This is a genomic window from Gracilibacillus caseinilyticus (assembly GCF_022919115.1).
In the GTDB taxonomy this organism is placed as follows: domain Bacteria; phylum Bacillota; class Bacilli; order Bacillales; family Amphibacillaceae; genus Gracilibacillus; species Gracilibacillus caseinilyticus.
Map to the genome: position 1 here is coordinate 4,199,396 of NZ_CP095072.1, position 13,148 is coordinate 4,212,543.

A 13,148-nucleotide genomic window follows, 5' to 3' on the forward strand; every position below is an offset into this window, starting at 1 on the left:
CGCAAATGAAAGTTTCAATTTTTTCTCCTCCTAACGCCCTATCCTGTTTGTAATGAAGACATTAATACTGGACAGCACTATGATAATGATAAATAGAATAATTGCCGTTGCCGATGCAGGACCAAAGGCAAGATTCGCAAAAGCCTCTCTGTATAAATACAACACCACCGTAATGCCTTCCTCACGGTAAGATCGTCCGATGTAAATTAATGGCTCCGTAAACAACTGCAAGGCACCTATCGTCGAAGTGAACACTGTCAGTATGATAATAGGTCGAAGCATTGGGATAGTAATGAATTGAATCTTCTGCCTGACCGATGCACCATCGATCACCGATGCTTCATACAATTCTTTCGGGATTCCTTGAAGACCTGCCAAATATATAATCGTGTTATAGCCAACCCAACGCCAAAATACCATAGTGGATATCGCTACTTTCACACCCCATTCTGAGGTTGACCAGCTCATCGGATCCATACCGAACCACCCTATGATGACGTTCATCAATCCAAATTCCTGACTGTTAAACATCACACCAAAAACAATAGCAACCGCTACAGTAGAGGTCACGTATGGCATAAAAATAGAAACTCGGAATAAGCCTTTCATCTTTATGATCGCGGAATTAAGTGCATATGCAAGCACGATCCCTACTATTATTTGTGGTAATGTTCCTAACACCCACATGATTAACGTATTACTAAGAGATTTCCAAAAAATCGGATCAGTCAAAATCCATTTAAAATTCTGTAAACCGACATACTCCATTTCACCGAGACCATTCCACTTATGAAAGCCTAGATAGAAACTGAAGAGAATCGGAAACAACCCAAATACAGCAAACAAAATAAAAAAAGGAGAAATATAAAGATAACCAGAGAATGCTTCTTTTCTTTCTTCATTCCAAAACTTTCGTCTTTTTTGCGTTTGTGACTTTATCTGCTCCAAGATTGTACGCTCCTCTCTCACTTAGAGATCTTATTCTTCATAAACAGAGCTGGATTCAAGTGGTTAGCTATCCTCCAGCTGCTGTTTTCATTCCTTATTGCCGCTCTAATTGTGATTCGATTCGTTCTATCGCCGCATCCCACTCTTTCTGCGGGTCAGCACCTTCAACTGCAACGTTCGTGAGAGCAGTAACAATCTCTGCATTGGCAATCGAGTAATTAACTCCCATGTATACAGGTTGCACAGATTCTGCCGCTTCTGCGAAAATTTTGGCTGTTTCTGCACCACTGAAATATTCATCAGTTGTCGCTAGAAATTCTTCATCTTCATATACTTCTGGAGCAGATGGGAATAGTCCATTGTTATGGAATGATTTCAGCTGAATCTCAGGTGAAACCAGCCATTCAATAAAATCGTATGCTTCCTGTGGATGCTCTGACTCAGCCGGAATAGTTAAGAATGAACCGCCCCAGTTACCCGCACCTTCCGGAATTGTTGTTAATGACCATTTCCCACTAGATTCCGGTGCATTCCCTTTGACGTTAGCAATCATCCAAGCTGGAGCACCGATTAAAGTCGCATAGCTTCCTTCTTCCATCGCACTGCCCCATTCAGGTGTCCAAAGAGCGTTTTGGCCAATGAGTCCTTCTTGTATCATTTTTGTGGTAAAGTCGTATGCTTCTTTTACTGTATCTTCCATAATTAATTCATCATCTTCGTTAAAGTATTGAGATTCCTGTTGATCACGAATGGCATTAAACATTAATTCAGGACTATCGCTAATTGGCTTGCCTGTTTTGTCTTTTATCGTTTTGGCTGCTTCATAATAGGCATCCCACGTATCGATCTCCGCTGCTAATTCTGCTGGATCTGTTGGTAATCCTGCTTCTTCCATTACATCTGTCCGGTAAAACATCGTTGTTGGTCCAATATCGGTAGGCAATCCTAATTGAAACGATCCATCGACACTTTCTGCTTGCTGCCATTTCCAATCTAAATATTTATCTTTGATTTCTTCAGCACCATATTCATATAAATTATAAAAACGATCACTTGCCTCCATGAACTTGGCTACATTACTGACCTCTACCATGGAAATATCGGGCGCACCACTACCTGCAGATATCGACGTGAACAAGTTATTGTGTACATCTTCCATTTCGCCTTCGTTAATATTGATTTTGATATTCGGATTTTCCTCCATGTATTCTTCTGCTAAAACATCGTAACCTGCACTTCCAAACACCCAAAAAGTCAATTCTACTTGATCTTCTCCACCACTGGCATCTTCTTCATTACTGGTATTCCCTTCATCAGAGGAAGTTTCTCCACTGGTGTCATCGTCACTACAAGCTACCAAAACCATAAATAATCCTAGTGTTAATAAAAGCATCCACCACTTTTTCATCCTACGAACCCCCATTTAAATTGTAATGTTCAGTTTTCACAACAATTCTGAAATGCTTTCTAAGATGAGTTAATACGTAGTAATACAAGGCTGGTTAAATTGATGAGTAGCACTATGAAGCAAAAGAGGAAACCGGTTTCTTATAAAATAAAGAATTACATCGCCTGCAGTTAGATGTAATCGCTTTCTAACATGATTATATGCTCACACTTACAAAAAATCAATACTTTTCGTCAATGATGATTAAATAAATTAACTTTACAAAGAAAACGATTTCTTTGTTTGCTCAATAAACTAAAATGTTTATCTCAAATGCGAAAGCCTTGAGGTAACTGGACATAAAATGATCGGCCGCAGCAGTATCCAATTACCTTATATCCTTTCCTTATGTTCAATCTTTCTCCTGCTTACAAAAAAAGAAACTGCATCACTGCAGCTTCTTTTTTTCCGTTCTATTTCAATTCGGGAATTACGCGTATTTCTTTCTTCATTTCTGACTGACAGATTGGACAAGATGGCTCTTCGTGAAAAGAATAATTTTCTCGCATCCATCCTTGGCAATCATCGCTGACACAAGACCAAACGTTTGTTTCAACATTTTTTACTGGTTCTTTTTCATTATTAAAGAAAGCCATGTGGCACTCCCTTTCGTGGGTTTACCTATATTATACGCTTTTCCAATCATAAATACAAAATTATCTTGAAATCGTTGTGAGAGTATACTTGTAACTGTACGTACGATTCGTAAATAAACGAAATTCCGGATGGACATGCTGCCCCCAGCTGTCATCTCCACCCACGCCTGTTTGCCAGCCGTTTACTCGAACAGATACTTTTTCCGATGACGGTAATTTGTAATGATGACTTGCTTCTTCCAATTCAAATGGTGTATACGGTATCGCATTCACCTCAATTACAGGATCACCACTAATCTTCAATCCTTTATTTTCCCCATTGACGATTTCACACCAGCGTACGCCACATATATTGCCGCTTTCCTGTGGTTTTAAATAAGGTTGCAGTTGATCAGCAATTTTCGATTCATGAATCGCCACTTTTCCACTATGCTGACGATCCCAATATGTTTCATGTGGTCCTTTTCCATACCATTTTATCGTGTCAAACGACTGATCCATTTCGAAGCGCAAACCAATCTCAGGAATATCAGATACCTGTTCCCCTGGCTGAAGCTGGTGATCGATTTCGACTTTACCAGACGGATCAATTCGGTATACAAGCTTAACATATGATACAGACGCAGTTGCTAAATAAAAGCTTGTTTCAACAACAACTCCTACACCATCTTCACTGATCGTCAAATCTGTCAACTGCCGCTCTAGACTCACCTGCTTCCATTCAGCACTTTTCTCATCAAATTTAGCTCCGCGATCATTATCTGTCATCGCACGCCAGTAATTTGGTGTGATCGGCTGCTTCAAATATTCTGTATTATCCACGTTATAGGAGTTGCATAAACCAGTCTCTTTATCAAAAGAAAGGGTAAATCCATCACCATTTATTACATAGTGACTAGCCGTTCCCTCTACCTCTAATGTACCTTCTTCACTCTCCACTGCTGACGTTACCGCAGGAACAAAAAATTGTCCGAAAGCTACTTCGTGATCCGGTTCAGCCCAGAATGGCAGTTCATGATACATAACTTGTAATGTAATGACTTGTTCTTTGTTTGTAGAAAAGTCATCAAATTGGTAAGGAATAGTAATCAATTGGGACTCACCCGCTGCAGCAGCCAAAGAAAGCATACCAGATTCTGTAACATCTCCGTTCTCTGCCACAGTCCAAACTAATTGATAAGCAGATAAAGATTGAAACAGATGCTTGTTAACCACTTTATATTGACCTTTTGCCAGATCTACTAATTCCAACCCAATGTTTTGATAACATGTTTTTGCTTCAATTAACTTTGGCGAAATCGTACCATCTGCAAAAATCAAACCATCTCCGGCAAAATTGCCATCATGTGGTGACTCTCCAAAGTCTCCTCCATACGCTAAAAATTCGGTACCATCATCTGTTGTCGTTCTGAGTGCCTGGTCCTTCCAATCCCAAATAAAACCGCCTTGTAAAGATGGATATTGATCAAACAACTCGGTATATTTATGAAGGTTCCCTGTCGAATTCCCCATTGAATGACTATACTCACAAAGAATATAAGGTTTCTTCTCACCTGGCTGTGTTGCATAGAATTCCAGCTCTTGCGGACTGCGATACATAGTCGATTCCATATCTGATGCTCGATCAGATGGACGATAATGGAATACACCTTCATAATGTACCAGTCGTGTCGGGTCTGTCTCTTTAAAATAATCGTACATTTTCAAGAAATTGTCACCACCAAACGACTCATTACCAAGTGACCAGATAATGATCGACGGATGATTTTTGTCCCTTTCATACATAGACTGACAACGATCCAGCACATTGGCTGTCCATTCTGCTTTACTGCCAGGTACCGTGTTTTCCAAAGCTTGTTGACCGTAAGACCATGTTCCGTGCGTTTCAAGGTTTGTTTCATCGATCACATATAGCCCGTATTGATCACACAGGTCATACCAGGTTGGATGATTCGGATAATGTGACGTACGAACAGCATTAATGTTGTATTGCTTCATTAAGACAATATCATCGATCATATCCTGCTTCGAGACAGCTCGGGCCCTGTCCGCAGTAAATTCATGTCTGTTGACACCTTTAAAGACAATCCGTTTACCGTTTATATGCATAATATTGTCGATCATTTCAAACTGACGAAAACCTACTTGTCTCGAAAATACCTCCAGCGTTTCTTGATTATCTCCGTAGATGGTAAATACTAACGTGTACAAATAAGGGTCTTCCGCACTCCACTGATGAGGGCTGTCAATTTGCGTTTTTGTCGTGATTGATGCTGTTTCCTTGTTCGTGATATCAAAATCAACCGTCTGCTTTGTGATCGTTTGCTGATCGGCATCCAACAGCTCCATCTCGATACGGCTCGAAGAAAAAAAAGACTCGAAATAATTGAGTAAAGACGCTTTTACTTCAAGCTCTGCATGGTGATAATGTTGATCGAATGTTGTACGAATACGGTGATCATACAGATGGATCGCAGGAAGAGCATACAAATACACATCACGGAAAATACCACTCACTCGCCAGAAATCTTGATCCTCTAACCAACTGGCATCTGCCCAACGGTACACTTCGACAGCTAAGGTATTCTCACCTGCTTGCAGATAAGGCGTAATATTAAATTCCGCAGGTGTAAACGTATCTTCACTATAACCTGCAAGCTCACCATTTACCCACACATAAAAAGCGGCCTCTACACCTGCAAAATGTAGAATTACCGGTTTTTCTGACCATTCCTCTGTAATCGAGAAGGTTCTGACATATTGTCCTACCGGATTGTAATTGGTAGGTGCAAAAGGTGCTTCAATATCATCATGTTCAATCCATGGATATCTTGTATTCACATATTGCGGATACTCATAACCTTGCAGTTGCCAGTGTCCTGGAACTTGTATCGAATCCCAATCAGACCGATCATAATCTTTATGATAAAAATCCTTAATTCGCAAATTAGGATTTTCAGAGAAATGGAACGACCATTCTCCATTCAAACTTTGGTAATCACCTGATTCTTCCACATTTCCGGCAAGAGCCGTTTCTTTCGAGGAAAATGGTATGGCTGACGCATGCTGAGGCATACGATTTAACTCAAAAATTTCAGGGTTGTTGTTCCATTCCGGATATCCATTTGCTGGTGGAGAATAAACGAATTTTGATTTGTTAAACATAGAATAAGCGCCTCCCGTTATTGAAATCGAATATATTTTTCACTAATATTGTTGTCATTTCTTATGTAGTATATTAAAATATTCAGTAAAACTAGTCAAGTTAAATTTTACTTGTTTTACTAAAAGGATGAATATAATGGCTACTATTAAAGATATTGCTAAAAAAGCAGGTGTGTCGATCGCTACTGTCTCAAGAGTATTAAACTATGATCCTACCTTGTCAGTAGGCGACGAAACAAAAAAACGAATATTCGAGATTGCTGAATCGATGTCCTATCAAAAAAGAGCAACCAGAAAAAAACTGACAAGAAGAATTGCATTTGTGCATTGGGTAACCGAATCAGAGGAATTAACAGATTTGTATTATATGGGGATCAGGTATGGTATCGAATCACAGGCAGATCAGGAGCATTTGAGCCTATTAAAATATACAACGCAAGAAATTGATGATATTCCCTCTACTATTGATGGTGTCATTGCAGTTGGACGTTTTAGCGAAAACGAAATTAATCGATTTAAAAAATTAACAACGAATGTCGTGTTAATCGATTCAGATACAGCTCACCAAGGCTGTGATGCTGTATTAATTGATTTTCAAAGTGTGATGAAACAGGCCATCGATCATTTGCTTGATCGCGGATGTGAACAAATTGGTTTTATTGGCGGGAATCCCCTCTACACAGGGATGAGCGATTTACGCGAGCATTTTTTCCGTACTTACTGTCTTGACATGGCCATTTTACATGAGGATCTCATTTTACTGGATAGCTTTAATGTGGAAAGTGGTTATCGCTTGATGAAGCAATTTTTAGAAGATAAAAACGTCAGTAATGTTGGCTTTGTAGCAGCAAATGATCCGTTAGCGATTGGAGCATTAAAGGCGTTGAATCAGGAGAATATTAAAATCCCTCAGCAGGTTCGTTTAGTAGGGATTAATGATATAAGTGTTTCGAAATATGTTTATCCTGCTCTAACTTCTGTCCGGATCGAAAAAGAGTTAATGGGAAAAACTGCCGTTCAGTTAATGTTGGAACGATTGCAGGAGGAACGGGAAATCTGCAAGAAGGTCTATCTAGATACATCGCTTGTACAACGAGAAACAACCTGATAATTGATCAGGTTGCTTTCTTATCGACAATATCTTTAAGGTTATGCAATGTCTGGGCATCCATCAAAAATTGCCTGTCGTCATCATCTTTGACAAATTCCATTAATACGTATCGGTTCATATTCGGATCCTGTTCGATTTTCTCTAAATAGAGCTCCCATTCATTCATTCCGCTTGCCAGCTGCATGCGATCGGTATAGGAGCGCCAATGGAAAATATGAACATTGCTTAGCCACTCTTTCAAATACTGAATGCTTGCCAACCGTTCTTCTACAGAAACATTGTTCGCTGGCTGCCAGTATAAGAATACATGCTGATGATTGATCGTTTCCATTAATTGTTTGGCACTTTCCTTCGTATCAGTTAACGTCCCCTCATGGTATTCAAGATGGATTGAAATATTTTCTTTTGCTGCGATATCAGCAATTCGTCTCGCATCTTCTGCCACTTTTTCCATATAGGCTTGGTCCGCATCGGCACTGCCTTGCATGCCCGCCCAAACGCGAATAGCAGGTGCTTCTAACCTTCTGGCTGTTTCTAGAATGGTTTCAAAATCAAACTCATTACCTGTATGATCTGCTAGTCGATAGTAGGAGCCATAAGAGCTTACTACTAAATCTCGTGACCTTGTGAGTTCTCCTACTTGTTTCGCCACTTCATATTCACCAGGTGGTACATGGACATCTCCACCCCATTCGATTGCATCCAGTTTCGCCTCCATCGCTAAATCAATAAGCTGTTCAGGATTCTTATCACGGAACGTTACAGAACATAATCCTAATTTCATTGTTCGTCTCCTTTCTCATATTATCTTCAAAAATCGCGTTCTTCGTTCATTCTCTATTAAGCAGAAACCCTTAGTGATCCATTATGGATTGGTAGTGTTCCCTGCTAAGTATTGCTAGTAAATGATTCTGCTACTACACCTATTTCCCCCAACTCCCATTTCACAAACCAACTATATACCAACCTTATCCTAACAAAATTAAAAAATGAACAGCTACCGATAATATGGATTATATCAAGTGTAACTGTATGACAATATAGTGATTTTGAGAGATTATATCTGCTTAGCAAAGCTCCGGAAATATGCTCCGCGTCCTGTGGGCACGGGAGTCTCCGCATATTTCCTACGCTTGAGTGAAGTACTACAACGAGTGGAACAGCTAAAAGCAGTGGTGCTAGGCATTATACGTCATCAGAATAAGGTATTAATCATGAAAATAGTGCTCCATATTCTACCTGCTGCAATAGTTATAGAACTATTCATGAGCGTAGGCCAACCATGTAGACTCCCGCGGGACCGTGCAGGTGCTGAAGATCCACTTTGTCTGCACCTGTAACGCTTCGAAATAGGCTTCCTCGGTGCAAGGCAACAGAGAAGTGATTCGAGTAGTAGCCTAGCTTCAGCCGTGCCCCGCAGGACGCGGAGTGATTGGCCGGAGCGGTCTGCCAGCACATGAACAATTTCAATATTATTACATAGTTAGTTGACAGAATCCATATTATTGAAACCTAAATTTTTATATTCTCACTCAATCTTAATTGCGATTTGTCATTTAGAAGATACCTATATGTATGCTTTCCTAACGTGCAAAAAAGAACCAACAAGCAGCTGGTGTGGGTACTTGTTGATTCTTTTCTTTAGGATTCTAGCAAGGTTTCGAGAATTTGTTTGGTGCGGTCTTTCTTTTCTGTGCTGGCAGGAATGATGAGGATGCGGTCCTGGAATGCCTCATTGTCATTAAATACGTCGAGTTGGTTCGTTCCGATTCCAAGTACTTCCCCTTTACCAAACTGATAAAATTCCACACCTTGTGCTTCTAATGCTTCCATATCGGCTACTTCTGCAAAGTTGACTAAGCCTTCCTGATCCGCCATTTCCTGGGCCATCGTTTCATCGGTTACCATGATATCCACCATGCCAGTTGCAATTCTCGCCATTAATTTCTGTACCTGCTCAGGTGACTGTTCTGATAACGAGCCGCCATTAGAGAGAATATTATCTGATACAATTTTAAAACTATCAAAATACTCCTCATTCAGATCCTGCGAGAATTGATCGGTTACATCGTAAGGAATCTGGCTAAGTACCATCAACTCATAAGTTTCTTCCTCTTCCTGAAAGATAGTAGTTAAAATCGACACAAGAAATGCTACACCAAGAACGATACCGAATATATGTAATTTATAGTACTCCCATATATAATCTACTGCTTCCTTAAAAGACATCGTTCGCAATGTTTCCCATAACTTTTTCATCGTGACGCCATCCCCCTGCTTTTGTTGCTTTCTCTATGTTGAGTATATCATACTTACACACAAATGAAATCGCAATCATTTCATTTTTACACTTTTTCCTTTATAGACTGATTCCGTCATCAGTCTAATTGATTTACTAGCCAATCATATGCCTTTCGACCACTAATTTCATGCGCGCCAGGAAAAATATCATAGGCGAAATTTTGCTGACGGTTATGATAACATTCCTCTATTTCAGTGATTGCTTCTTTGACAAATTGATTAGGAAAAATACGATCATGCTCACCAGACTCTATGAACAAACTCCTTGGTGAAATTAATGAAATCCATTCTGGTAGTTCTGCGTAATTCAAAATACCAGGAATATAATTATCAATACAATGATGCATTGCCATAATGCTTCCCTTAAACGTATTCGTAAAGCCCGTCAGCACAGTAGCTTTGATACGAGAATCCAGTGCAGCTGTGTAGGCTGATATTAAAGCACCACCAGAAAATCCCATGATTCCTTGTTTATCCCTATCTACGTCCTCTAACGTTTCGATATAATCCAGAATACGACGTGCTTCCCAAATCCGTAAACCAGCAATTGTTTTTCCTTCCATCAATAGATTCGTTGCCATCGCTTCACACGAATTCTGTTTACCTGCCTCAATATCTCTAGTCAGTCTGCGCTCACCAAAACCAATCACTTCAGGTGCGAAAACTTTAAAACCCCTTTTCACCAGTTCCACTGCGAATTGACTGTGGATCCCTGCCTTCTGCTGTGTTTCCCCATTTTCACTTACCCCGAGTGCCTCTTTCACTCCATTACCATGACCGTGAAGTGCTAATACTGCCGGATATGCTGCCTGCTTTTTCGAAGGGGTCAGCACATACACAGGAATGTCAATCATCTGAGTAATCGGCAGGGTAATCCTTTCCCGTATATAGCCATCAGTTTCCACTGTTTCTATTAACTCAGGTTGCATATCTACTTTCGTTTCATCCAAATAAGAAAAATCACCAAGCAATTCTAATAATCTACTTTTCAATGCCAGCTTTCTTTCCACTGGTCCTACTGCTTTCACTGAATCTTCTATCGCATTGGTGTAAAATTGATTAAACAATTGATCTAGTTGATTCATAAGTCCAACTCCCTCTATTTGTTTATTCATTTATGAAAACGTTTTAAATATACCCCTATTATATATGATTTATATTGCTAGCGAAAAGGAAAAATATCTACTTTTTACATAATTGCAATTACACCTTGAATTCTTTAGGAATTGGTGACTCAAATCGGAGTCTTTTTTTTGTAATTGGATGGATCAGCTGCAACACCTGCGCATGCAATCCCAACCTGCCAATCGTGTTTATATTTGCTCCGTATTTCTTATCTCCAACAATCGGATGACCGATATCGGACATATGAACCCGAATTTGATTTTTTCTGCCAGTTTGCAATTGAATGGAAACTAATGATTTTTCTTGTCCTGTTTTTAAGAGCTGATATGTGGTGATGGCCTCTTTTCCATCACCTGGTTTATGACTCGAATACATCTTAAACCCGCTCGATTCTTTTAACCACGACGTAATGGTGTCTTTTGGTGATTGGACTTTTCCCTCAACAAGTGCTACATAAGTACGTTCTACCACTAGTGATTTCCAATTATTTTGCAGTTGCTGTTTAACTTTTTCCGACTTGGCAAACACCATCACACCTGACGTATCACGGTCTAATCGATGGACAATAAATATGCGATTTTGCTTATCTTTGGTCTTTACATATTGTGTTAATTGTTTGTATGCGGTCATTTGCTTTTCTTTTTCTGTAGCAATCGATAACAAACCGGATGCCTTATCAATAACGATAAGTGATGCATCCTCATAAAGAAGCTTCATGTTGTCAAAGGACGTAGCTTTATGGACAGCATTCGATTGGATCGATACCGTCGCTCCTGGTTGTAGCAAGTAATTGTGCTGGGTAATACTTTGATCATTCACATATACCTGTCCTCTTTTTAATATCGATTTCACCGCATTTCTGCTTTTATTCTCCATATTCTCGATTAAAAACGGTAAAAGTTCTGTTTTTGATTCTATGTTAAATTGCTTCGTCATTGTTAATCCTCCATTCCCCTTTATTATATCCCTTTTCATACATAAATGGTAATACGGATCGAATAGTTTCTAACCAAATCATGCATGCTAAAGAAAAAGACTGTCATAAAGGAATGATTTCTTTGGAAGGTAGCTGGATCTCCCTTATTCCATTTTGTATCGTTATTATCACTGCTATTAAAACAAAACAGGTATTTCCAGGCTTGACGCTTGGTTTAATTGTTGGTTGTTACATTATCAATCCATCCATAGTTGGCGGGATGGAACAAGCTGCCCAATACATTGTCGAAAGTCTGACAGATATCAATAATTTGAAAATTATTATCTTTTTATATATGTTCTCCGGACTCGTCGGGATTATGAAAGCATCTGGTGGAATTAAAGGTTTTGTGAAAGCAGCCTCTACCAAAATTCATTCCAGAAAACAGGCACTGCTGTTAACATGGGCTTCTACACTTGGCACATTCAGTGCACCAAGCTTTCGTATCGTAACCGTTGCTCCGATTATGAAAGCATTATTACAAAAAATTAACATGACGCGCAAAGAACTAGCGTTTATGATTGAAACAAGTACACAACCCGTTATCGTGTTAATTCCCATCGCTACGGCATTTGTCGGATATATGGTATCAGTAATTGAGATGGGCTTACAAAATCAGGGGATTGAGGCTGACGCTTATTCATTATACATCCAGAGTATCCCTTTTAATTTCTTTGCAATTTCGATGATCATTATCGGTACACTGTTTGTCTGGTTCCGTCATCCGAAGAAGGTGGACAGTGAAGCCCGTAACCCGGAACAGATTAAGGAGTCTACTCAAGCAGATGAAGAAGAGGTGCCGAGTAAACCATGGAATTTGATTGTTCCGGTTGCCTTAGTTATTCTTCTGACACTAATACTAACTTGGTTGGACGGGGTAAAACAAGGTTATACATCCTTCCAGGCATTCATTGAAGCAGATGTCTTGCAGGCGATGGTTGTTGCCCTGTTCTTCACATTACTGATCACGATCTGCATGCTGATCGCGCAAAAGCAAAAGTTAAAAAAAATCATACATGAATTTATCGAGGCTGGGAATAACTTAATGTCGGTGATTTTATTATTGTCAGTCGTCTGGGCATTATCCTCTGTAACCGAGGAATTAGGATTTTCTACTTTTGTAACCAATAACGTGGACTGGGTACCGCAAATGCTGATTCCACCAGTAATGTTTCTAATCGGTTCGTTTGTTTCCTACTTTATCGGGTCTTCATGGGGAACATGGGGCATTCTGATGCCACTTGGCATATCACTTGCACAAGCAGCCGATGCTTCTTTACCATTAGTGATAGGGGCAGTTTTTGCCAGTGGATCGTTTGGCTCAATTGCTTCCCCATTGAGTGACAATAATAATACAATAGCTGGCTTGCTGAATATTAATGCAATGGATTATGCCCGCTATAAGCTACTTCCAGCACTGATTGCTCTTGGCATATCGACTATTTTATACAGTATTATGACATTTATCTTATAAGGAAA

10 protein-coding genes are annotated in these 13,148 nt (G+C 39.7%); 2 read left to right on the plus strand and 8 right to left on the minus strand.

The genetic code is table 11. From position 1 onward, the window contains the following. Positions 1-30 precede the first annotated feature (30 nt). The 4 genes from MUN88_RS20220 to lacZ all read right to left on the minus strand — a co-directional run bounded on the left by MUN88_RS20220 (position 31) and on the right by lacZ (position 6,156). A complete protein-coding gene (locus tag MUN88_RS20220; RefSeq protein WP_369810008.1) occupies positions 31-951 on the minus strand; it encodes a carbohydrate ABC transporter permease in 921 nt (306 codons plus the stop codon). Positions 952-1,042: 91 nt separating this feature from the next. Beyond that, positions 1,043-2,356: an extracellular solute-binding protein gene (locus tag MUN88_RS20225; RefSeq protein WP_244718702.1), complete on the minus strand. Its 1,314-nt coding sequence runs from the start codon at positions 2,354-2,356 to the stop codon at positions 1,043-1,045. Between the two features lie 452 nt (positions 2,357-2,808). Further along, a complete protein-coding gene (locus MUN88_RS20230) occupies positions 2,809-2,991 on the minus strand; it encodes a cold-shock protein (RefSeq protein WP_244718704.1) in 183 nt (60 codons plus the stop codon). Between the two features lie 60 nt (positions 2,992-3,051). Further along, positions 3,052-6,156, minus strand: a complete 3,105-nt coding sequence (gene lacZ / locus MUN88_RS20235; protein ID WP_244718707.1) for a beta-galactosidase, LacZ type — start codon at positions 6,154-6,156, stop codon at positions 3,052-3,054. A gap of 136 nt (positions 6,157-6,292) precedes the next feature. Between lacZ and MUN88_RS20240 the strand changes: the two genes are divergently transcribed. After that, positions 6,293-7,264 (plus strand): LacI family DNA-binding transcriptional regulator, encoded by a 972-nt coding sequence (locus MUN88_RS20240; RefSeq protein ID WP_244718710.1) that lies wholly within the window; start codon positions 6,293-6,295, stop codon positions 7,262-7,264. Between the two features lie 7 nt (positions 7,265-7,271). Here MUN88_RS20240 and MUN88_RS20245 read toward each other — a convergent pair whose 3' ends face one another. The 4 genes from MUN88_RS20245 to MUN88_RS20260 all read right to left on the minus strand — a co-directional run bounded on the left by MUN88_RS20245 (position 7,272) and on the right by MUN88_RS20260 (position 11,629). Next, positions 7,272-8,051 carry a sugar phosphate isomerase/epimerase family protein gene (locus MUN88_RS20245; protein WP_244718713.1) on the minus strand — a complete coding sequence of 260 codons (780 nt, stop codon included), beginning with the start codon at positions 8,049-8,051 and terminating at the stop codon, positions 7,272-7,274. Between the two features lie 857 nt (positions 8,052-8,908). Further along, positions 8,909-9,526: a hypothetical protein gene (locus tag MUN88_RS20250; RefSeq protein ID WP_244718716.1), complete on the minus strand. Its 618-nt coding sequence runs from the start codon at positions 9,524-9,526 to the stop codon at positions 8,909-8,911. 119 nt (positions 9,527-9,645) lie between these two features. Beyond that, on the minus strand, positions 9,646-10,653 hold the full coding sequence (locus MUN88_RS20255; protein ID WP_244718719.1) for a dienelactone hydrolase family protein: 1,008 nt from the start codon (positions 10,651-10,653) through the stop codon (positions 9,646-9,648). Between the two features lie 118 nt (positions 10,654-10,771). Beyond that, positions 10,772-11,629, minus strand: coding sequence for an RluA family pseudouridine synthase (locus MUN88_RS20260; RefSeq protein WP_244718722.1), 858 nt, complete (start codon positions 11,627-11,629; stop codon positions 10,772-10,774). Between the two features lie 122 nt (positions 11,630-11,751). Here MUN88_RS20260 and MUN88_RS20265 point away from each other — a divergent pair, with 122 nt between their 5' ends. Further along, a complete protein-coding gene (locus MUN88_RS20265; RefSeq protein WP_244718725.1) occupies positions 11,752-13,143 on the plus strand; it encodes a Na+/H+ antiporter NhaC family protein in 1,392 nt (463 codons plus the stop codon). The last annotated feature ends 5 nt before the right edge of the window (positions 13,144-13,148 follow it).

What these genes read in the sequence shown, in the direction of transcription:
- MUN88_RS20225 (WP_244718702.1), bottom strand. Translation starts at nt 2,356, where the DNA reads ATGAAAAAGTGGTGGATGCTTTTATTAACACTAGGATTATTTATGGTT.
- MUN88_RS20230 (WP_244718704.1), bottom strand. Translation starts at nt 2,991, where the DNA reads ATGGCTTTCTTTAATAATGAAAAAGAACCAGTAAAAAATGTTGAAACA.
- lacZ (WP_244718707.1), bottom strand. Translation starts at nt 6,156, where the DNA reads ATGTTTAACAAATCAAAATTCGTTTATTCTCCACCAGCAAATGGATAT.
- MUN88_RS20240 (WP_244718710.1), top strand. Translation starts at nt 6,293, where the DNA reads ATGGCTACTATTAAAGATATTGCTAAAAAAGCAGGTGTGTCGATCGCT.
- MUN88_RS20245 (WP_244718713.1), bottom strand. Translation starts at nt 8,051, where the DNA reads ATGAAATTAGGATTATGTTCTGTAACGTTCCGTGATAAGAATCCTGAA.
- MUN88_RS20250 (WP_244718716.1), bottom strand. Translation starts at nt 9,526, where the DNA reads ATGAAAAAGTTATGGGAAACATTGCGAACGATGTCTTTTAAGGAAGCA.
- MUN88_RS20255 (WP_244718719.1), bottom strand. Translation starts at nt 10,653, where the DNA reads ATGAATCAACTAGATCAATTGTTTAATCAATTTTACACCAATGCGATA.
- MUN88_RS20260 (WP_244718722.1), bottom strand. Translation starts at nt 11,629, where the DNA reads ATGACGAAGCAATTTAACATAGAATCAAAAACAGAACTTTTACCGTTT.